Source organism: Halobacillus litoralis (assembly GCF_020524025.1).
In the GTDB taxonomy this organism is placed as follows: Bacteria; Bacillota; Bacilli; order Bacillales; family Halobacillaceae; genus Halobacillus; species Halobacillus litoralis_D.
Genome location: NZ_JAIVKN010000002.1, coordinates 444194 through 466104, shown reverse-complemented (window position 1 = coordinate 466104; position 21911 = coordinate 444194). Strand labels below are relative to the sequence as shown.

16 protein-coding genes are annotated in these 21911 nt (G+C 39.7%); 15 read left to right on the top strand and 1 reads right to left on the bottom strand.

What is annotated here, in order from left to right; genetic code table 11:
- Nucleotides 1-12: 12 nt before the first annotated feature.
- The 13 genes from LC036_RS08855 (at nucleotide 13) to wecB (ending at nucleotide 18036) form a co-directional block, all read left to right on the top strand.
- Nucleotides 13-1455: an O-antigen ligase family protein gene (locus tag LC036_RS08855; protein ID WP_226581185.1), complete on the top strand. Its 1443-nt coding sequence runs from the start codon at nucleotides 13-15 to the stop codon at nucleotides 1453-1455.
- Between the two features lie 15 nt (nucleotides 1456-1470).
- The gene (locus LC036_RS08850; protein ID WP_226581182.1) at nucleotides 1471-2559 is read left to right on the top strand and encodes a glycosyltransferase; all 1089 of its coding nucleotides are present in this window, start codon (nucleotides 1471-1473) and stop codon (nucleotides 2557-2559) included.
- Between the two features lie 407 nt (nucleotides 2560-2966).
- Nucleotides 2967-4415, top strand: a complete 1449-nt coding sequence (gene zwf / locus LC036_RS08845; RefSeq protein WP_226582484.1) for a glucose-6-phosphate dehydrogenase — start codon at nucleotides 2967-2969, stop codon at nucleotides 4413-4415.
- Between the two features lie 35 nt (nucleotides 4416-4450).
- Entirely contained in the window at nucleotides 4451-5863 is a 1413-nt protein-coding gene (gene gndA, locus LC036_RS08840; RefSeq protein WP_226581179.1) for an NADP-dependent phosphogluconate dehydrogenase, read from the top strand.
- 414 nt (nucleotides 5864-6277) lie between these two features.
- The gene (locus LC036_RS08835) at nucleotides 6278-6703 is read left to right on the top strand and encodes an RDD family protein (protein ID WP_226581177.1); all 426 of its coding nucleotides are present in this window, start codon (nucleotides 6278-6280) and stop codon (nucleotides 6701-6703) included.
- A gap of 503 nt (nucleotides 6704-7206) precedes the next feature.
- Nucleotides 7207-8457, top strand: a complete 1251-nt coding sequence (locus LC036_RS08830) for a glycosyltransferase family 4 protein (protein ID WP_319004448.1) — start codon at nucleotides 7207-7209, stop codon at nucleotides 8455-8457.
- On the top strand, nucleotides 8454-9776 hold the full coding sequence (locus LC036_RS08825; protein WP_226582482.1) for a glycosyltransferase: 1323 nt from the start codon (nucleotides 8454-8456) through the stop codon (nucleotides 9774-9776). Before LC036_RS08830 ends, LC036_RS08825 begins: the two co-directional genes overlap by 4 nt.
- Before the next feature lie 213 nt (nucleotides 9777-9989).
- Complete coding sequence (locus LC036_RS08820) at nucleotides 9990-12284, top strand: glycosyltransferase (protein ID WP_226581171.1); 2295 nt, start codon at nucleotides 9990-9992, stop codon at nucleotides 12282-12284.
- Nucleotides 12285-12363: 79 nt separating this feature from the next.
- Nucleotides 12364-13641, top strand: a complete 1278-nt coding sequence (locus LC036_RS08815; RefSeq protein WP_226581167.1) for a nucleotide sugar dehydrogenase — start codon at nucleotides 12364-12366, stop codon at nucleotides 13639-13641.
- A complete protein-coding gene (locus tag LC036_RS08810; protein ID WP_226581163.1) occupies nucleotides 13638-14441 on the top strand; it encodes an ABC transporter permease in 804 nt (267 codons plus the stop codon). Before LC036_RS08815 ends, LC036_RS08810 begins: the two co-directional genes overlap by 4 nt.
- A 19-nt stretch (nucleotides 14442-14460) precedes the next feature.
- Nucleotides 14461-16080, top strand: a complete 1620-nt coding sequence (locus tag LC036_RS08805; RefSeq protein WP_226581160.1) for an ATP-binding cassette domain-containing protein — start codon at nucleotides 14461-14463, stop codon at nucleotides 16078-16080.
- Between the two features lie 96 nt (nucleotides 16081-16176).
- Nucleotides 16177-16905 (top strand): DUF6270 domain-containing protein, encoded by a 729-nt coding sequence (locus tag LC036_RS08800; protein WP_226581157.1) that lies wholly within the window; start codon nucleotides 16177-16179, stop codon nucleotides 16903-16905.
- 36 nt (nucleotides 16906-16941) lie between these two features.
- The gene (wecB, locus tag LC036_RS08795; RefSeq protein WP_226581154.1) at nucleotides 16942-18036 is read left to right on the top strand and encodes a non-hydrolyzing UDP-N-acetylglucosamine 2-epimerase; all 1095 of its coding nucleotides are present in this window, start codon (nucleotides 16942-16944) and stop codon (nucleotides 18034-18036) included.
- Between the two features lie 35 nt (nucleotides 18037-18071).
- On the opposite strand, the gene LC036_RS08790 is transcribed toward wecB, so the two are convergent.
- Complete coding sequence (locus tag LC036_RS08790; protein ID WP_226581151.1) at nucleotides 18072-20054, bottom strand: InlB B-repeat-containing protein; 1983 nt, start codon at nucleotides 20052-20054, stop codon at nucleotides 18072-18074.
- A 293-nt stretch (nucleotides 20055-20347) separates the two neighbouring features.
- Between LC036_RS08790 and LC036_RS08785 the strand changes: the two genes are divergently transcribed.
- Nucleotides 20348-21112 (top strand): YveK family protein, encoded by a 765-nt coding sequence (locus tag LC036_RS08785; protein ID WP_226581149.1) that lies wholly within the window; start codon nucleotides 20348-20350, stop codon nucleotides 21110-21112.
- On the top strand, nucleotides 21102-21794 hold the full coding sequence (locus LC036_RS08780; RefSeq protein ID WP_226581147.1) for a CpsD/CapB family tyrosine-protein kinase: 693 nt from the start codon (nucleotides 21102-21104) through the stop codon (nucleotides 21792-21794). The genes LC036_RS08785 and LC036_RS08780 overlap by 11 nt, the downstream gene beginning before the upstream one ends.
- Nucleotides 21795-21911 lie beyond the last annotated feature (117 nt).

Below are 21911 nucleotides of genomic sequence, written 5' to 3'. Positions count from 1 at the left end.
GAGGTGCCAGCGATGCCCATTGAATTTAAGAAACTCTACTTTGTACCTTTAGCGCTTGCCGTTTTATTTATTGGCGCGGCGCTTGATCATACCATCATCGACCTTATCATCATGCTCTTTTTTGCAGGATATGCGTTAGCGCAGCCGAAGAACTCATTGCTTATTTTATTTATGTATTTCCCGATCCGGCCGTTTTTATTGGAGTTTAACCCGGCGTTAAAAGGAATCGGTGACATCATTATCTTTGCGCTATTATTCCGTATCCTTCTTATGTACCGGAAAGACTTGAAGAAGCTGTTCCAGTTTTATTGGTTTGAATATGCGTTCTTCGGTTTTCTTATCGTCGGTGCGGTATCCGCTTATCTCACAGGAGTGTCACTGACGGCAATCATCTTCCAGATCCGTGGTTTCCTTCTCTTCTACCTTGTGTTTTATATTGTAAGAAGACTGCACATCACCAAGGAAGACATCAACAAGTTCATTATGACAACGATCATTATGACGTTTATTATCTGCGTACACGGCATGATCGAAAAGCTGTCGCTCCGAGGCTTGTTCCTGCCTGAGAGCTGGGAGAACATGCCGCTATCGGCTAAAAACCGGATTCGGATTTATGGCATGACCGGCAATCCAAACGTACTCGCCTACTACTTGTCGTTTTCTGCGTTAATCATTATGTATTTCAGAAATCGTTTCACAGGCAAATGGCTGTGGCTGACGTATATTTCCCTTGCCTGTCTGTTTGGAGTATGGAGTTTAACGTATTCCCGAGGAACATGGATTGCCTACGCCCTTGCTTTAGTGATTTACGTGATCGTTGCGAAAAAATGGAACTTCTTAAAGCCATTACTGCTGTCTCTCGCAGCCGGTATTCTTCTTATTGCCGTACCGGTCAGTATCGGAACATCCATTGTTGAAAATACCGACTTCGGGAAAGAGAAAAAAGAGAAGCAGTCCCAGTACGATGAAAGTGAAGGAAGCTTTAAAGATCGCCTCGGGTCGACCTTTGATAAAGAAACACGCGAACAGAGCAGCCAGTCGGGCCGTCTCTGGATTGTGAATAAAGGGTTTGAAATCTACCTTGACCACCCGGTGATTGGTACCGGATTTGCGACCTTTGGTGACGGGGCGACGTTAAGCTACGGATCCCCAATTTATGAGGAATACGGCATTGAACGTGAATTCTTCTCAGACAACCAGTATATCCAGGTCATTACGCAGACCGGAGCGGTCGGAGTCATCCTCTTTGCCGTCTTCCTATTAAATATGCTCTATCATATTTGGAGAAAGCGCAAAGAAACGATGCTTGGCCCGGTGCTTGTGGCAATCCTGCTTGCTGCTTATGCAGCAGGAATGGTCTATAACATCTGGGAAGGCGATGCCTTTACGATCTTCTATTTCGCCATGCTTGGATATCTGCTTAACATGAGATCAGAGCATGAGTTTGACCTCTAATAAAGGAGGACGACTATGAGTCAACGTGTACTCGTCATCAGCAATATGTATCCAAGCCGGAAACATCCGACCTACGGCATCTTCGTAAAAAATCAGGTTGAAGCCTTGAAAGAAAAAGGTCTGACGATCGATACAGCCGTAAACCGCGACAACCGTGGCGGTAAAGTCAACGTCATTAGGAAATACCTGAACTGGCTCGTTAAAATTCTGCTTGCTTTTATTACAAAAGGACGCCAGTATGATGTCGTCCATGCGCACTACATTTTTCCGAGCGGACTTCCGGCTCTGCTTTTTAAAAAAGTGTTTGGCGCAAAGCTTGTCGTCACCTCGCACGGCGGGGACCTTGATCAGATGGCGAATAAGAATAAAACGATTGCTTCTTTAACGAAACGGATTCTGCAGGAAGCGGATGAAGTCATCGTTGTAGGAGAGGCGTTAAAAACAGAAGTGACAGAGAAGTTCGGCATAGACAGTGAGAAGGTTTCCCTCATTAATATGGGTGTAGACCGGAGCGTATTTGCTCCCGCTGATGCAAAAGAAATGAAGCAGGAGCTGAAGCTCTCCCCAGATCGCTTTCATATCCTGTATGTCGGCAACCATATTAAAGCAAAGGGCTTAAGTGAACTGCTGGAAGCCTTCCAAGAAATCAGGAACGAACGAAAAAACGCAGAGCTTCACTTCGTCGGCAGCGTGAAAGATGAAAGCTACCTTGAGGAACTGAAGCAAAGCGTTCATAAAGAAAATAAGCAAGTCGTTCATTTCCATGGGCCGAAAGATCAGCAGACGTTAGCCAAATGGATGGCTGCCGCCGATCTATTTGTCCTTCCTTCGTATATTGAAGGATTCGGCCTTGTTGCGCTGGAAGCGATGTCGTGCCATACACCTGTTGTCGGTTCTGATGTCGGCGGGCTGTCCTACCTTTTAAGTGATGGTGCCGGTGTGCTCGTCCAGCCAAAAGATGCCTGGTCCTTGAAGCAGGGTATCGAGAACGTGATGGACGATCCAGCGCTTAGACACAGCATGGTTGAAAAGGGTGAACAGACCGCCCGCGAAAATGATACTGAACGTCTGCTAAAAGAAATCATCAAGCTCTATCAGAAGTGATGCATAGTTTCTCTTTCTAGATGAACGATAAGAGGAGGGAACAGGCGCCTGGGAACCCCGGTGCCTGTTTTCTTTTGTAAGGAATGAAAGTGCTCATCTAAACAGCGCAAGTTGTCTTAGTATGCTTCGAAGGAACTTACGATTTCAAACAAAGTTTTGCTACTTAACAGTGGCGGTTGTAAGGTGTATACTTCTCTAAGATTAACCTTGTTTCTACATTGTGTATGCAAACGCTTTAGTTCGAATATTCGATCAAATCTGACAAAAATCAAGGTGGATTACTTACATAATTCCATATCTTGCTTTATACTAAAAAATGGTGTAAGGCACAGGAAACAGGAGGTAAACTAGAAATGGATCGTAAAGACGAACACAACACTATTGATGGAATCGATTCCGTTGAAACGATGGACGATATGACATTTGTATTATTTGGGGCCAGCGGGGATTTGGCGAAGCGTAAGATCTACCCGGCTTTGTATAATTTATTTATCGAGGGGAAAATGCCATCCTCTCTATCTGTCGTTGGCTTAGGACGCCGGAAGTATTCACAGGAAGATTTTCATTCCATCATTAAAGAGTCACTGGAGTCCTTCTCAAGAAGAGACGTGGATTCTTCTCATCTCGATGAGTTTCTGGAAAGCTTCCGCTACTTTATTTTTGATGCAATGGAACCGCAGTCCTATCAGGATCTGAAAGCTTTCATTGAAGAACGCGAGGCAGAGAAGTCGATCCCTGAAAATCGTCTTTTCTATCTTTCTGTTGCTCCAAGTCTGGTTGAACCGATTACAGAATCGCTTCATAAGAGCGGCATGACAGAACTTGATGGATGGAAGAAACTCATTGTTGAGAAACCATTCGGCAGTGATCTGCACTCCGCCCGTCACTTAAATCAAGAACTGACAAAAGTGTTCGATGAGGAGGAAATCTTCCGTATTGACCATTACTTAGGAAAACCAATGGTACAGAACCTTGAATCATTGATTCGTCCCAACCCGATTCTGAAGTCGCTTTGGAACCATGAACAGATCGCAAGCGTACAAATTACAGCCAGTGAAACAGTCGGCGTCGGCACGCGGGCTGGCTACTATGATAAATCCGGCGCGATCCGCGATATGGTGCAGAACCACCTGCTGCAATTAGTCATGATGACAGCCCTGCATCATCCGGAAAAACTGTCTGCTAAACAAATTGAAGAGAAGAAGACGAAGATTATGGAAGCGCTGCGCCCGATTGATAAAGATGACGTCGCCACCCATGTCGTCCGCGGACAGTATGAAGCAGGCGAAATGGACGCGCAGGCGGTCGTCGGCTACAAAGATGAAAAAGACGTGGAAGAAACGTCCAACAATGATACTTATTTTGCTGCCCGTCTTTATATTGATAATGAGTACTGGAAAGGCATTCCGTTCTATATCCGTACAGGAAAACGAATGGAGAAGAAATCGACCCGTATCATTATCGAATTTAAAAACGAAGTGCAGGAAGCGGATAGTCAAGGCGCTATGTCCAACCTGTTGATTATTGAGATCAACCCGAATGAAAGTGTCGGGCTTCGCATTAATCTTAAAGACGATGGCAATGAGAAGTTCGAACCGGCCTATATCAACTTCTCTAAAAACCTGGACCAGCAGCCTGAAGCGTATGAGAACCTGCTGAACGATGCGATGGCTGGAAATTCTACGTACTTCGCTCACTGGAATGAAGTAGAACTTTCCTGGAAATGGATTCAGCCTATCTTAGAAGCATTTGAAGCAGATGAACTTCCACTGCACGGCTATAACGCGGGATCACGTGGTCCGGAAGCAGCTGAAAAGCTTTTAAACGAAGACGGCTTTACATGGTGGGAAGTTTAAATAAACACATAGAACAGAAAGGGACTGATTAAAACATGGAGAAACAAAACATCGGTGTGATCGGTTTAGGAGTTATGGGGGCAAACCTTGCTCTTAACATACAAGACAACGGCTATAAAGTATCGGTTTATGACTATTGGACAGACCGTGTAGATGAAATGGTCAACAATGAAGAAAATACCGGCAATATTTCCGGCGCGTACAGTGCTGAAGAATTCGTTGCTTCTTTAGAAAAACCGCGCAAGATTCTTATGATGGTCAAAGCAGGCGAAACGACAGATAAAGTGATCGAAAGCCTTGTTCCTCACCTGGATAAAGGTGACATGCTGATTGACGGCGGAAACACGTATTACGAAGATACCGAGCGCCGTGCGGCTTACTTAGAAGAAAAAGGCATCCACTTTATCGGTACAGGTTTCTCCGGCGGTGAAGAAGGTGCGCGTAAAGGACCTTCCATCATGCCTGGCGGACCAATCGAAGCGTATAACGAAGTCAAACCAATCTTTGATGCGATGGCAGCGAAGGTTGAAGGAACGGCATGTGCTGCCTACATGGGCCGCGGCGGTGCTGGTCACTACGTGAAAATGGTGCACAACGGCATCGAATACGGCGACATGCAGCTGATCTGTGAAGCGTACTTCATTATGAAGCATGTCCTTGGTCTTTCCGCGCAGGAACTTCACGAAGTCTTCAAAGAGTGGAACGAAGGCGAACTAGACAGCTACCTGATCGAAATTACAGCTGACATCTTCACAAAAGTCGACGAAGAAACAGGCAAGCCGCTTGTTGAAGTGATTCTTGATACAGCGGGTCAAAAAGGAACAGGAAAATGGACGAGTAAGAGTGCTCTTGACCTTGGCGTACCGCTTCCAATCATCACAGAGTCTGTATTCTCCCGTTTCATCTCTGCGATGAAAGAAGAGCGCGTAAAAGCAAGCCAACACTTGACCGGTCCAGAAGTGAAATTTACAGGCAACAAAGAAGAAGCAATCGAATCGATCCGTAAAGCGTTGTATATGAGTAAGATCTGCTCCTACGCTCAAGGATTTGCTCAAATGCAGTCCATGAGTGAAGAAAAAGGCTGGGATCTTCAGTACGGCGACATCGCGATGAACTTCCGCGGTGGCTGTATCATCCGTGCGCAGTTCCTTGCGAAGATCAAAGAAGCGTATGATCGTGATGAGAACCTATCCAACCTTCTTCTTGATCCGTACTTCACGGATATCGCAACAACATACCAGAAAGAACTGCGTGAAACACTTGGACTTGCGATCCAAAACGGCATTCCTGTACCAGCGTTCTCCAGTGCTTTAGCTTACTACGATAGCTACCGCACAGCGAAGCTGCCGGCAAACCTACTGCAGGCGCAGCGTGATTACTTTGGTGCGCATACGTATCAGCGTATTGATAAAGAAGGAACGTTCCACACAGACTGGATGAACGTGTAATAGACATTGAAAAAGGTCAGCACCTTTAAATGGTTGCTGACCTTTTTTATTATATAGTCTCTAACGCTTAGTAGCTCCGTTACTATAATCGGGGGCGGGTGGATAGGAAATAACTCGCTTTCCTGCGGGGGAACTGGCAAGTCTCCTCGGTCGTTAGCACTCCCTGTGGGGCCTCGCCTAGCTCCTTCTCCCGCGGGAGTCTCATCATTTCCTATCCACCCCATTCATAACCCAGCACAACGGACCTATCTATAAATGTATGTATGTAGATAGTGAAGGGTTATGGCCTTTCGCTATAAAAGTGATGTTGTAAATTCACTTTGAAAATCTGGCACATATACTGTGTGGAGGATCGCTAAGTGTATCCTTACCATTTTGTGGTATAGAAATTGTAGAATGAAAGGAGATTTGTATATGGAAGGGAAGCAGCCAGCAGGGTTCTGGGTCAGATTGTTCGCAGGGATTGTAGACGGGATTGCGGTATCTATTGTTATCCTACCTCTTACTTATTTGATTTATGGTGATATGAGGACGGGGGTGGACAATCCAGTCAATCTGCTCCGCATTATTTATGCTATACTCCTGCCTGCCTTTTGGTTTGGGTACACGTTAGGAAAAAGAGCAGCAGGCGTGCGGATTGTACAAAAGGACGGATCAGACGTGGGTTTTGGAAGAATGGCGGCACGGGAAGTGGGAGCTGCAGTTGTGTATGGCCTCACTTTTGGTATCGGACTGATCGTCAGTGCGTTTATGGTCGGCATGCGGAAAGACAAACGCTCGATCCATGATTTAATTGCCGGGACCTATGTCACTCACCTTGAACCTCCTCAATACTCTTAGAATCATAAAAGACTCACGACTGAGAAGAGAATATTGGCGAAGATAGTGCCATTTTACACTGTAAATGAACGCGTAAGGGCCGAATATGGTGCTTGCGCTTTTATTATTACACAGTTTTAAAATTCCTAAATATATGCTGGAACTCATTTAAGCATTCACGTTAATTTTTATGATGCTTCTCACGCGGACTATCCATCATCATAAAGAAAGCATCAAAGAAGAATTATAACTTCTTAAACTTTCGTCAAAATACAACAAAAATTGTAAAAAAACATCATAAATACTTCAATTTAGGACTAAATACTGTTATAATAGCCAGTATTGAAATCGAAATTAACACCTAGATTCATAGAATTACCTATGAAAAAATCATGAGCCGCTTTATTCCCTACTTTTCAATAGTTGGGTTTTTTTATGGCCTGGGTAATTTGGAGGATGCTTTAGGATTTATAGATCTTTAGTCAGTAAATATACATAATCTATAACTATATCATTGTATATTTATGGAAAGAGGGATTATGACTAAAAAAATATTGCTTATATCACAAAATTTTTATCCTGAGATTGGGAGCGCTGGGAACAGAATGAAAAACATCTATCTCATGCTCAAAAAAGAAGGCTACGAGATTGATGTATTGACCACCGATCCTACATATCCAAATCGCAATTTTTATGATGATCCCTCTTTTTGGGATGATCAACAATTAAATGAAACGACCGACGTAACGAGAGTGAAAATACAAAATCGTAAGTACTCACGTAGTTTCATGAATCGTTTAGTATATTACTTAGAGATGGCTATAAAAATGATTGGGATTGTCTTAGGGAGAAGAGAGAAGTACGAGTATGTGTACACTACGTCTCCGCCTATTTTTGTCGCTGTTGTTGGACTAATAGCTAAGTTTAGGTTTAAAGCGAAGTTAATACTTGAGATAAGAGATTTATGGCCGGATTCGTTAAAAGGTGTAGGTGTGTTTAACTACCCCTTAATTATAGGGTTTTTCCGGAAGATTGAAAAAATGTTATATAGAAGAGCGGATGAGATTGTCGTCAACAGTCAGGGGTTTATTGAGCATATCAAAAATGAACAGGAAGGAACAGAGGACAAAATTACTTATGTTCCGAATGGTGCAAGGTTTCATGAAATATCTAAGCCTACGTATAACTCAAAAACGTTTAAAGCCATATACGCTGGAAATCTAGGGTTGGCTCAGGATAATGAAATTCTTCTTCTATTAGCTGAAAAGCTTAAGAACCGTAATGTTGAGTTGACCATTATGGGATATGGGTATCATAGCCAGCATCTGAAAGAAGAAATTAAAGCAAGAAAGCTGAACAATGTCACCTTTGTACACCCTGCAACCCGAGCAGAGTGCTTTGAGTTAATTTCTGAACATCAAGTTGGAATTGTTACTCTAGTAGATAAAGATGTATTCAAGACAGTCCTGCCTGGAAAAATCATTGATTATATGACTTGTGGTGTTCCTATTATAGGTTCCGTAGATGGACTGGCTAAGAATGTAATTAAGGAAAATGAAGCGGGTTTCGTTTCTGATACAAAGCACGCAGATGACTTAGTAAGTTATATTGACCGACTTTTAGAAGATCCCTTGTTACAAAAACGTTTAAGTAAAAATGCCCAGCAATACGTGAGAAGGAACTTCATGTGGGAAGAAAACATCCATTCCTTAATTGGGATCATGGAAAAGCAGGAGAAGAGGATTACAAATAAACTACGTAAGGTTGAACTATAATGAATAAAAATGTTTGTATGTTTGTCTGGAATCATTTCACAAATGACGCCAGGGTATTACGGGAATGTACAGCTTTATCTGAAAAAGATTACAAAGTTGATCTTATATGTATTCACGACCCTAAAGATACGGAGCTTCCTATGTATGAGGAGAGAAACGAAAACTTCAGGGTTTTTCGTGTGCGTAGATATCCTGTCATGCTGCAACTGATGCAGAAAGCTTACCGTTTCTTTATGAAAAATAAAGTTATCGGGGCCTTGGCATTTGTTCTATGGCTCTTATGTATGTACGCGAGTCCAGTTATTGTAGGTGCTTTATCAATACTAGCTTTTACTCTATTAAAAACGAAAGTAAGAGTGGCCTGGATAAGAGGAAGCATTATTTTGCGAATGATCTTAAGAGGCTACCAGAAAAAGTATTCTATATACCATTCGAATGACCTTAATACTTTGCCGCAAGGATACATTTGCTCTAAGCTACGTTTAAATAAGAAAAAACTAATTTATGATTCACACGAAGTACAAACAAGTCGAACTGGTTATGAAAGTGCCTATCATGGAAAACTAGAGAAGTTCTTAATTACTAGAATCGATTCCATGATAGTGGAAAACCATACTCGTGCTCAATATAACGATGATCTCTATGGTTTTTACCCGTCTGTGGTTCATAATTACCCATTTAAACAGAAAGGTAAACAACATTTGGAAAAAGCTCCATTGCATGAGATATTAGGCCTCCCTAAAGATGAAAAGATACTGCTTTACCAAGGAGGCATCCAAACCGGAAGAGGATTGGAGAATCTTGTACAGGCAGCTCCTTTATTCAATGAAGGAACACTAGTCTTTGTTGGTGATGGAAAGATAAAACCCCAACTGGAGAAACAGGTGAAGGAAATGGGGCTTGAGGAAAAGGTGAAATTCATCCCTAAAGTACCTTTAAATGAACTGCCGAGATATACCAGTAATGGTTATATTGGTTTCCAGGTATTGAACAATGTCTGTTTCAACCATTACTCAGCCTCCTCAAATAAATTATTTGAGTACATGATGAGCGGTGTTCCGGTTGTAGCTTGCAGCTTTCCAGAAATTCAGAAAGTTGTAGAGAATGAAGAAATCGGCATATGTGTTGATTCTCATGACCATAAGTCAATTGCTGAGGGTGTAAATCATTTATTAAATAACCCTGAGCTTCATCAGCAAATGGCTGCAAACTGTCATACTTCAAAATTAAATTACAATTGGGAGGAAGAGAAAATCTCCCTTTTAGATGCATATCAACAAACCTATCAAAAAGGAGTGAAGATGGTTGAAATCAAATGAACTACAAACTATTAAGGACTACGTGAAGGAAAACACGATATTGCGTGAACAATTGAATCGTACTCTAGACGAAAAAGAAGAGTTAGTACATTTATGTAAAAGCATCGAGACCGAGAGACAATATATTGAAAAAAGATATGAGAACATGAAGAGTTCTAAGCTTGGGCGGTTTATTGTTTGGAACTGGAAAAGGAGAAGTAAAAAAGTATGGTAATGGCTAACTTGCAAAACTACTTAAATGATCAACTTGAAGATATTAGAAAGCAGAGATTATATGCTGACAACTTAAATAACATGCCCAAAGTTGAGGTCCATGGTTTTTCAGATTTCTTTTTCAACGCTTCAACAACGATTGATTTTAGGTTTTCTAAACAAGAGATGAAGCTTAATCACCAAAAGTTATACCTTTCTCTATTTGAAGAGAACATAAACTTCAATAAACCACCTGAAGAGAAGAACATAGTAGGTAACCAACTGATTTTGTCTACCCGCTTTAAATTCTCACAAAAAGTTCAGCCTACGACTTTCTTGTCCTTCTATAATGATGAAAGCAAGATAAAGACACTGGAGTTTGCTTATCTTGAAAAGCCAATACGTGTAGATGTGCCTAAAGAAGCGCATTCTTACCGTGTAGCTATAAGATTAGAAGGTGTTGGTACGTTCCAGATCGATGAAATGAAGATCGAACAGGATAATAAATTAACGAGTCATACAGTAGACAACTCTTCAGATCATAAGCCTAAAAAAGGAACTCTAAGAGATTTCAAACTAGCAGTAGAAGAGTTGAAGTATAATAGACAGGTGAAATCAAAAGATTTAAAAGTAGCTTCTATTTTAGACGAATTTAGCCATGAGTGTTTCAGATATGATTGTGATCTTAAAGCCATCTCCAAAGAGAATTGGAAAGAGGAATTGTTAAACTTCAAACCCGATTTTCTATTAGTTGAATCATGTTGGAGAGGTAATCAAGGCGAATGGACATATGAAATTGCCAATATTCATGTGAACAAACATAGAACGGCTTTAAAGGAACTTACCGACTTCTGTAAGGATCAAGGGATCTTGACACTATTCTGGGATAAAGAAGGTGTAGAGAACTTTGATTTCTTTAAACAAGCCTCTTCTTATTTCGATCATATCTTTACAGCAGATGAGAATAATATCGAAAATTATAAAGCTTATACCAACAATGATAATGTACATGTGCTTGCGTTTGCAGCTCAACCGCAGATTCATAATCCGATTTACAAGAATAAGAACGAGCTTGGGAAAATTGCTTTTGCTGGATCATACTATAACAACAAACATGAACTTAGAAAAAAAGATATTAACAACATTATTAAGCCATCCCTGAAATATGGGACTCATATATTTGATCGTTATCATGGTATGGATCCTAAAGACGTTCCAAATAATCAATGGCCGGAAGAATACAGAAAGAGCATCGTAGGAAATCTGAATTACAATCAGATGGTAGAAGCTTATAAGAATTTTGATATCTTTTTAAATGTAAACTCTGTCCAAGACAGCAAATATATGTTCGCAAGACGAGTTTTTGAGCTACTTTCATCCAGAACGATGGTTATGTCAGGGCCATCCTTAGGTGTTGAAGAGATGTTTGGGAGCTTAGTTCCTGTATCAGATTCACAACAAAGTACAGAACGTCTTCTTAGAATGTATACCCAAAATGATATTCTAAGAGAGAAGATTGAAAAAGAAGGATTCCGTTTTGTTCAAGAGAATCACACATATAAAAACAGGCTTCAAGAAATATGTGATGCTGTTGGAATAGAAAAGAACTTATTATCTGAGCCTAAGGTTTCAATTATATCTGCCACGCAGCGGGAAGAGTTTTTGGATAACTTGTATGTGAACATACAGAGCCAAACCTATAAGAATTTTGAAGTCGTCATTGTATTAAATAAAGATGATATGAACATTCAAAAATGGAAAAAACATTTTAAAGACTTACAGCAGGATGTGAAGGTTTTACAGGTGGACGAATCAGTGTCACTAGGTAATTGCCTGAATGAAGCTATTGACCATTCTTCGGGAGAAGTCATCGCAAAATTTGATGATGATGATTATTATGCCCCTAATTATTTGCTGGATATGCTTCACTCTATGGAATACTCCAATGCTGATGTTGTAGGTAAGAGTGCACACTATGTATATCTTGAAAGTCAAAAGATGCTTATTGTGAAAACAATGGGAGGCGGAGAAGAAAGCTACTCTGACTTTGTGTCTGGAGCTACCTTAGTTTTCACTCGAAGATTAATTGATCATTTAGGTGGTTTTGCGGATAGAAGCCGGGGAGAGGATTCTGATTTATTAAAGAGAGCTAAAGAAGAAGGGTATCTCACTTACTCGAATGATAAGTTTAACTTCTGCTTGTTTAGAAGAGCCAATACATCTAGTCATACATGGCACGTTGACGAAGCGGAGCTTTTACGAAATGCAGCATCACATTCTTATACATCAGATTACAAAACTCCTATCACTCTTTAATAGAAGGATAGAGTATTGATAAACTCTTTTAACTTAAAAAATTAATATATAGAAGAGTATTATATGGAGGTCATTATTTATGAAAATAACAACTGTAGGATTAGGGTATATTGGTTTACCAACATCGGTTATGTTTGCAAAGTATGGAGTAGAAGTTGTAGGGGTAGACGTGAACACTTCTGTTATTGATTCATTAAATGCAGGTAAAATTCATATTGAAGAGCCTGGCTTGCAGGAAGCCTTGACTGAAGTAGTAGAAACAGGGAATTTTAGAGCATCCTTAACGCCTGAAGAATCAGATGCCTTCATTATCGCGGTACCTACTCCTAACAATAATGATAAATACAAGTCATGTGATTTAACTTATGTAAAGGCTGCTATTGAAAATACAATTCCTTACCTTAATAAAGGCAATGTGCTAATCGTAGAGTCGACTATAGGTCCGAGAACGATGGATGATCACGTGAAGCCTTTGATTGAACAGGCTGGGTTTACTATTGGGGAGGATATTTTCCTAGTACATTGTCCAGAGCGTGTACTGCCGGGCCAGATCATGCATGAACTTATCTATAACAATAGAATTGTAGGCGGTATGACAGAGCAGTGTACAGAAGCAGGAGCTAAAGTATATGAAACGTTCGTGCAGGGAGAAATTATTAAAACCCAGGCCAAAACGGCTGAAATGTCCAAGCTAATGGAAAATACGTATCGTGATGTTAACATTGCCCTCGCTAACGAATTGACCCAAGTTTGTGATGAATTGGAAATTAATGCTCTTGACGTTATCGAGATGGCAAATAAACACCCACGTGTAAACCTACATACTCCTGGACCAGGAGTAGGCGGCCATTGCTTAGCTGTAGACCCATACTTCGTGGTTTCAAGTGCTCCTGAACAAGCGAAGCTGATAAACCAAGCTCGTGAAGTGAATGTCTCGATGCCTGAGTTTGTTGTAGGAAATGTCCATAAACTAATGAAGAATGTAGATGGTAGAACGGTAACAATTTTTGGATTATCGTATAAAGGGAATGTAGATGATATAAGAGAAAGCCCAGCGATGGAAATCTATGAAATGTTGAATGAACAAAGTAACTTTGAAGTTCGTGCATTTGATCCACATGTGGAAAAGAGCTTCGTAGAAAAAGACATGGCTCAAGCAGTGAATGGTTCAGATCTCATTCTTATTTTGACAGATCATAATGAATTTAAAGAGCTTGATTGGTCCCAGCTGGAAATTATGAATCATTTACAGGTGTTTGATACGAAGAATGTTGTTACGAATGCTCATGAATCTGTAAACTATATGAGCTTTGGAAACCTTCATAAATTCACTAAGAAAGTACCGGTTATGGCATGACACCTGTTTTAAGGATTTTCAAGGAACAAATTGTTAACTTCCCTTTAATCTTTCGTTTAGCAATGTACGATATTAAAGGGCAGTATCAGATGCATTATCTGGGGATCCTTTGGCAATTCATCAACCCTTTGATCCAAATAAGCGTTTATTGGTTTATTTTTGGTCTTGGGTTAAGGCAAGGTAGTACTACAGGAGATATTCCATTTATCGTTTATCTATTAATTGGGATGATTCCCTGGTTTTTTATAAGTCCAAGTATTACTCAAGGGTCAAACAGTGTGTATACCAAAGTGAATTTAGTTTCTAAAATGAAATTTCCGGTAAGCATTCTACCATCGATAACAATCCTGGGTAATTTAGTGAATTTCTTGTTTATGATGGTTCTACTGACTATAGTCTTAGTCGTGTATGGGATTAGCGGGGGCTGGTATTTAATCCAGCTTCCCTATTATATTTTCAGTTTATTAGTATTAATTTACGGAATTACATTGTTTTCCTCGACTGTGTCAGCAATTATCCGTGACTACCAATTGATGGTTCAGTCTGTCATGAGGATGATGTTCTTTCTGACTCCAATTTTTTGGACTATAAACACATTCCCTGAAAAAGTGCAGACTATTATAAAGTTAAACCCACTAGCCTATATCATTATTGGGTTTCGGGATACATTTCTTGGAAGGTCCTGGTTTTTTGAAGACTGGACCTATACCTTGTATTTTTGGTTATTCACATTTCTTGTACTCGTAATAGGGGCTATCCTCCACGAGAATTTCAAAAATAAATTTGTAGATTATCTGTAATTTGGAGGCTTATACTTTTATGAAGCGAGTTGTAAAGTTTACAAATGTGTCAAAACAATACAGTCTTTTTAAGAAGAAGTCTGATCAATTGTTAGATATATTTGCTTTTAAAAAGCCCACAAAGACATTCAATGCTGTTTCAAATGTTTCCTTTGAAGTATTTGAAGGAGAAGCTGTTGGAATAATAGGAACAAATGGATCAGGAAAATCAACATTGTCGAATTTATTAGCCCAAGTTATCCCTCCCACACGAGGGAGTGTAGAAATAAATGGTGAACCGACATTAGTAGCGATATCTGCAGGTCTTAACAATCATTTAACGGGTTATGAAAATATAGAGTTAAAGTGCTTGATGCATGGTTTAAGCAAAAGTGAGATAAAAGAAGTGACCCCGGCTATCGTAGAATTTGCCGATATTGGGGAATTCATTGATCAACCAATTAAGAGCTACTCCAGTGGTATGAAAGCGAGACTGGGTTTTGCTATATCTGTTCATATTAAGCCGGATATTCTTATAATAGATGAAGCACTGTCTGTTGGAGACTCAACATTTCACCAAAAGTGTGTAGATAAATTCAAGGAATTTAAAGCTGAGGGTAAGACCATCTTTTTCATTAGCCATTCATTAGCTCAAGTGAAATCTATATCTGACCGCATAATATGGATGAGTCATGGACAATTGGAAATGTTTGATGATAAAGAAACTGTATCTCAAGCGTATACAAAATATATTGATTGGTTTAACAAGTTAGACAAGAATGAAAAGAGAGACTTTAAGCAAAATAAATTAACTGAACAAATGAAGATAGATCCATTCAGTCCAGACCCTCTCCATGGGAAGACAAAAGGACCATTTAGAATTCGTACTTATTTACAGATCTTATCTATGTTGATACTTTTAATAGGCAGCGGTGCATTGATGTTCGTGGAAAATCCAGGTGATTACTTAAAGAGTGGTATTCCATTATTGAAAGCGGAAGAGAAACCATCTGAGAGCATTTCAAAAGGTACTCCTAATGATGAGAAGACGTCGTCTGATGAAGTCATATCTGAACGTGGATATGTGGTAGAGCGAACTGCCTCTCTCTATGATGACGGTGATTTAAACCAACTATCTACTGAACTTCCTTTTGCTACGTCTGTTTTTGTGAAAAAGAGAATTGATGATACCTACTTAGTTGTATATAACGATAATGAGTATTATTTAAACTCTAAATCCATTCAAATAGGTCTCAATGAAGAAGGTGTTAAAGATTTGACACTGGGAGATCTTGAGCCAGCTTTTCCAGATACTTTTGCTTCCTCCTATGAGTACTTTTTTGCTTTTATGAACAAAGATATGGATGAACTGGAATCTAGTTTTGATGGATTTGAAAGAAGTAAGGAAAAGGATGAACTTAGTCGAGTAGTTTTTGAATTTCCTGATGACGGTATAAGTTATGCTTTCAATGAAAATAAGAAAGCTGAAACGATAAAGTTACTTAATGTTAATCTCAGTGCTGATATAATCAGCAGCTTAACACAAGATTCATTATTGTTATCTAGTGACAAAGAGCTGTATTACTTCACAACTGCGGATTATGATATCTTTCTAGACGAAGAAAAGAAAACACTGACATTTAAGTTGAACAGTGAGTAATACCGATCTCCAATTCAGATAAAATAAGCAGAGTGCTTTTTGAGACTCTGCTTATTTAACCTCACTTAAATAAAAAGTTGAAAAGGTGACAGACGAATGGTTAACTTTGATATTCTAGGTAGTTGTGTGACAAGGGATGCTTTTGAGTTAACGAAAGCAAAGTCGGATTATTCTATAATCAATTACTTTGCCAGATCATCCTTAATTAGTATATACTCTGCGCCCATGTTTATAAAAGTAGATGGAATAGAACTGGATTCTAACTTCCAAAAGAGGACAGTATATAATGATTTAAATAAAATCTTTAATAAATATATAGAAACCTCTACTTCAGATTATTTAATCATTGATTTTATTGATGAAAGATATGATGTTGCTTCATATAAAGACTCCTATATTACGTTATCGGATGAATTTAGGAATTCTAATCTCCCTGGTATATTTGAATTTAATAAAAGTGGAGATACTAAGAATTATTTTGAGTTATGGGAGCAGTCTGCGTTAAGTTTTCTGCACCAATTAAAAGCCGTAAGAGCGCCTAGTTCCGTTATCTTACATAAAGCCTATTGGATGAAAACGTACATAGATAACGAAGGGAATATTGTAGAATTTCCCGACCAGGATAAGATCACATTAAACAATAAACGTTTAGAAAGGTTCTATTCTTTTATTGAAAGAAACTTACCTGGGATTGTAAAAACTATTCAATTAGATGGCGACTATCACGGAGACATCAACCATAAGTGGGGATTATCTCCATTTCATTATGAAGAGAGATATTATGAGGCATTTATAAAAGCAGTCGCATCTATTGTGGGGAAATAGGTTTAAATAAATACATATTAGAGCAGGAGTACAAAAATGAAAAAAGTTATGGTCGTCTTTGGCACAAGACCGGAAGCTATTAAAATGTGTCCATTAGTGAAAGAACTAAAAACGAGAAAAAACATAGAAACAACCGTATGTGTCACTGGTCAGCATAAAGAAATGCTTCAGCAAGTATTAGATGCATTTGAAGTAGAGCCGGATTACAATTTATCCATTATGAAGGATAAGCAAACGCTGTTTGATGTAACGACAAACATTCTGGATAAAATGAAAGCCGTTTTAGAGGAAGTAAAACCGGATGTTGTATTAGTCCATGGAGACACTTCAACTACGTTTGTTACTTCTTTAGCGTGCTTCTACCTTCAAATCCCGGTAGGGCACGTAGAGGCTGGACTAAGAACATATGATATCTATTCCCCTTACCCTGAGGAGTTTAACAGACAGGCGGTAGGTCTGGTAGCGAAGTACAATTTTGCACCAACAGAGATGTCTAAGGGAAATCTTCTTGAAGAGAAAAAAGAGGAAGCCAGTGTCTTTGTAACTGGAAACACAGCCATTGATGCGCTTCATACGACGGTAAGAGCCGATTATACTCATGAACAGGTTGAGTGGGCGTCTGACAGTCGTTTGATTATGATAACTGCCCATAGGCGTGAGAACCTTGGTGAACCTATGAGAAATATGTTCAAGGCGATTAAGCGCATTGTAGATGAGAATGAGGATATTAAAGTGATTTATCCCATCCATATGAACCCTGTTGTCAGAGAAGCAGCTAACGATATCTTAGGTGATCATGATCGTGTGAGAATTATTGAACCACTAGAAGTGCTTGATTTCCACAATTTCTTATCAAGATCTTATATGATTTTGACAGACAGCGGAGGAATTCAAGAAGAAGCGCCTAGTTTGGGCAAGCCGGTGCTCGTGATGCGTGACACAACTGAGCGTCCGGAAGGCGTTGCCGCAGGAACCCTAAAACTCGTAGGCACAGATGAGCAAAATATCTATCAGAACTTTAGGCTCCTTCTTGAGAATGAAGAAGAATATAAGAAGATGAGTCAGGCCAGTAATCCTTATGGAGACGGTTTAGCTAGTAAAAGAATTGCGGATGTATTAGAGCAGGATTAATAAGAAAGAGCGGGCCGCTGAGCCCGCTCTTTTTGCTATTCAGAAACTTTAGTGAATACAGCTGTAATATTTTTATTATTATTCATAGTCAAAGACGTAATTCGATTAGAACCTTGTAGGTCACCACTCCAACCGGAAAATTCCCAGCCTTCTGCAGGGAAAGCTTCTACCGTAATGATTTCTCCCTTAGGAGCTGTTGTTTTTGAAGTGATTATGCTTCCTTCACCTTCAACCGATGTGGAAAGGCTGTAGGTTTTTGGTTTTGGTTCTGGTTTCTTTTCAAAATTCGCCTGTACGTTTTTGTTTGCGTTCATCGTAATGGTAATAGAAGAAGAAGACTGTGTTACACTTCCACTCCATCCTGTAAAGACCCAGCCTTTGTTGGCTGTAGCTGTAAGATTTACTTTAGTCCCTGCTTTAAACTCTGAACCAGATTGACTTTTGGTTATACTCCCCTTGCCGGTGACCCCAGTAGATAAATTGAAGAGAGTGGGTTCAGGTTCTGGCTCCGGTTCCGGCTTTGGTTCTGGTGTTGGCTCAGGAACAGGAGGGTCATCTTCTTCCGGTGGTTCTGGATCAGGCTGATCTTCCTGTACTGGTTCTTTTTCAACTTCTATTTTCTCAAATACAGCCCGAACAGATTTGTCATCGTTCATTTCGATAGAGATGTTGCGATCACTTCCACTTTGATCTCCCTCCCAGCGGACAAACTCCCACCCGTCTTTCGCTCTTGCTCTCAAGGATAAAACGTCTCCATCATTATATAAGGAGTTTAACGAATCTCGAATGATATTTCCTTCTCCTGTTATAGACAAAGATAAACGGTGTTGGATAGGCTCGAAATAGGCAATTACTTTCATTTCTTCTTCTACGGTTAAGTTCAGAGGATTCTTCGTTTCTTTCAGATCCCCTTCCCAACCGATAAACTCCCATCCCTCATCTGGAAAGGCTTCGATGGTAATGTCCTCCCCAATTTCAAAGCTTTCTTTAGGAGGGAAGATGGAGATGGAACCATTGCCTATCGTATCTGTTTTAAAAGCTTCCTTTTCTTCTTCTTCAGTTTCTTCTCCGATGGTGATAGGGAAAGTATCTTTATAATCTAAATAAAGAAGTGTTAAACTGTCTGTACCATCTTCCTTCCCAGTAATTTCAATGGATTGATCCTCCATTACTTTTATGGAGAACAATTCACTGGAAGAAGACCACACTGGTTTAATCTCCATTTCTTCTCCTGCTTCATCCATTGCTTGGTAAGAAACGGTGACAGATTCATCTATTTTAAGAGGCTCAAATTCTTTAGGTGTCAGTTTCACTTCATCAAGCACATGATTTTCCACTTTAAATTCGATAGTTTCGCGATAAGAATCCCAAGATACATGAATTGGGGTTCTGCCCGTTTTTTTAGCTGAGAACATCCATTGGTTCTTCTGTTTTTCTACAGGGGTTAATGTACCTATCGAATCGTCTTCTACATTCCATTCCGCATCAAGAGTATGTTTTTTCCCTTTATTATCTTCCCATACTAGAGATACTTTACGTTCAAAACCTTCTTGAACCAGCTGGCGGTCCGTATCCACGTATATATTAGATTCCAGTTCCTTCATAGCTGAGGTGACTGAGTCCTCATCACTATAGTTCAGCCCTTTATCTAATATGTTGTAAGCTTCCTCCACATCGTTTTGTGAAAGGTGAATTTCAGAAAGCAAAATATATAATGCTCCATCTTTCGGGTTTTCATATATCCCGTCATTTAATGCTTTAATAGCGGATTCATACTCTTCAATAGCTATGTAAGATTTTCCTAACTTTAATCTTGCATCCTTATAGCCTCCATCCTTATCAAGCACATTTTGATAGAGTTGAACACTCTCTTCATAATTTTCGTCTTCAAAAGCCTGATCTGCTTCCTTGTATAGTTCGTCGATTGTATCAGCTTTTGCAGCGCTCATTGTAAATGTAATGATCCCGCCTGCAGTTAACAGAACTGCAATTGCAAGCAAGATATACCTTTTGCTCATAGATACACACCTTTCTATCAATATATGAATGTAGTCCTATTATACATGGTTTGTGACGAATTGAGGGGAATGTTGATGGTTTATTTGCTAGTGTCGAAAAAAATCTAGTTCTTAGGTATTAATTTAAAGTTTATGGTTTATATGTATAACCTTTTTGCCGATTGATAGAGATGGGAAGGAATAGTTATAGAATGTTAATCAATTGAAAATTTTGCGATCATCCCTCTTATAGTTAAAAAGAGTATGCTATAATGTTCCTATCTGTAAATTCGACAATTATTGGAGGTTTATTAATGGAAGAAACCATTTCCTTGAAAGAAATTTTCGAGGTCATCAAGAAGAAAATTTGGCTCATCATTGCTCTCGCTGTTGGGTTCGCTGCAATCAGTGCAGCATATACGATATTTTTAGTTACTCCGACCTATGAAGCATCGTCACAATTTATCGTCAACCAGACGCAGAGTGAACAACAGAACGCCGCCTATGACATCAATGACATTCGGACAAACGTTGAACTTATTAATACATATAATGTCATCATTGAAAGTCCAAGAATACTAGATCAAGTCGCAAGTGAATTAAATCTTGATATCACTGCAGGAGCGCTTGCCAATAAACTGCAAGTGTCGAACGCCAACGAATCCCAGGTTGTGAACGTTATAGCTACAGACTCCAATGCAATAATGGCTGCTGATATTGCTAACACAACTGTAGAAGTATTTAAACAAGAGGTTCCGCAGGTCATGAACGGGGTCGACAACATCAGTGTTCTAACAGAAGCAAATGTTGGACCGAACCCGGCTCCTGTGAGCCCGAATACGGCCCTCAATATTGCGATTGCCTTGGTAGTGGGTCTTATGATGGGTGTTGGACTTGCCTTCTTACTTGAGTACATGGACAACTCGATTAAGTCAGAAGAAGATATTGATCAAACGCTTGGCCTTCCTGTTCTGGGTGTGATTTCTACCATTACAGCTGATGATACCGCAAGCGTAGGACGAACAAAAAAAAATAAGTCCCGTGTAGCAGAAGTAAGAGGTGAATCCGTTGGCACGTAAAAAGAAAACCGTTAACACAAGAGCAAAGAACTTAGTCACCAAAGACAATCCAAAGTCACCAATTGCTGAGCAATTCCGAACAGTTCGAACGAATTTACAATTTACTTCTGTTGATACAGATTTAGAAACGATGCTAGTTACTTCAGCCAATCCATCAGAAGGTAAGTCGGTTACGACAGCCAACACAGCCATAGTCTTTGCTCAGCAAGGAAAGAAGACGCTGCTTGTGGATGCGGATTTAAGAAAACCGACGATTCATTATACGTTCCGAGTACCGAATACAATAGGGTTAAGCAATTATTTAATTGGTGCTCAAAAAGTAGCAGAGATTGCTAATCCCACCGAGTTGAACAAACTAGATGTGATCACGTGTGGTCCGATTCCACCGAATCCTTCTGAACTGTTAGGTTCTAATAAGATGAAAGAATTTATCGAGGAAGCTAAGAAAACCTATGATATGATTATCTTCGATACACCACCTGTTCACGCAGTGACCGATTCTCAGGTGCTTGCTAATTTTGTCGATGGAGTACTTTTAGTTGTGCGAAGTAAACAGACAGAAAAAGAGTCAGCGCTGAAAGCTAAAGAACAATTAGAGCAGTCCCAGGCGAATCTCCTGGGTGTCGTCTTAAATGATCAGGACGTTAAGTCCAGCAACTATTATTATTATTATGGACAGTAATATAAAAAAGAGAGCCTCCGGCTCTCTTTTTTGTCGTAATTTTTCAATATTAGACAAACCCTATGTGAAAATATTGAAAAATGCTAGGAATTTTAAAAGAAATATAGCTAAAAGGGT

Coding starts and splice junctions, on each gene's coding strand:
- zwf (WP_226582484.1), top strand. CDS start 2,967: ATGGACGATATGACATTTGTATTATTTGGGGCCAGCGGGGATTTGGCG.
- gndA (WP_226581179.1), top strand. CDS start 4,451: ATGGAGAAACAAAACATCGGTGTGATCGGTTTAGGAGTTATGGGGGCA.
- LC036_RS08805 (WP_226581160.1), top strand. CDS start 14,461: ATGAAGCGAGTTGTAAAGTTTACAAATGTGTCAAAACAATACAGTCTT.
- LC036_RS08810 (WP_226581163.1), top strand. CDS start 13,638: ATGACACCTGTTTTAAGGATTTTCAAGGAACAAATTGTTAACTTCCCT.
- LC036_RS08790 (WP_226581151.1), bottom strand. CDS start 20,054: ATGAGCAAAAGGTATATCTTGCTTGCAATTGCAGTTCTGTTAACTGCA.
- LC036_RS08820 (WP_226581171.1), top strand. CDS start 9,990: ATGGCTAACTTGCAAAACTACTTAAATGATCAACTTGAAGATATTAGA.
- wecB (WP_226581154.1), top strand. CDS start 16,942: ATGAAAAAAGTTATGGTCGTCTTTGGCACAAGACCGGAAGCTATTAAA.
- LC036_RS08785 (WP_226581149.1), top strand. CDS start 20,348: ATGGAAGAAACCATTTCCTTGAAAGAAATTTTCGAGGTCATCAAGAAG.
- LC036_RS08835 (WP_226581177.1), top strand. CDS start 6,278: ATGGAAGGGAAGCAGCCAGCAGGGTTCTGGGTCAGATTGTTCGCAGGG.
- LC036_RS08815 (WP_226581167.1), top strand. CDS start 12,364: ATGAAAATAACAACTGTAGGATTAGGGTATATTGGTTTACCAACATCG.
- LC036_RS08800 (WP_226581157.1), top strand. CDS start 16,177: ATGGTTAACTTTGATATTCTAGGTAGTTGTGTGACAAGGGATGCTTTT.
- LC036_RS08850 (WP_226581182.1), top strand. CDS start 1,471: ATGAGTCAACGTGTACTCGTCATCAGCAATATGTATCCAAGCCGGAAA.
- LC036_RS08855 (WP_226581185.1), top strand. CDS start 13: ATGCCCATTGAATTTAAGAAACTCTACTTTGTACCTTTAGCGCTTGCC.
- LC036_RS08830 (WP_319004448.1), top strand. CDS start 7,207: ATGGAAAGAGGGATTATGACTAAAAAAATATTGCTTATATCACAAAAT.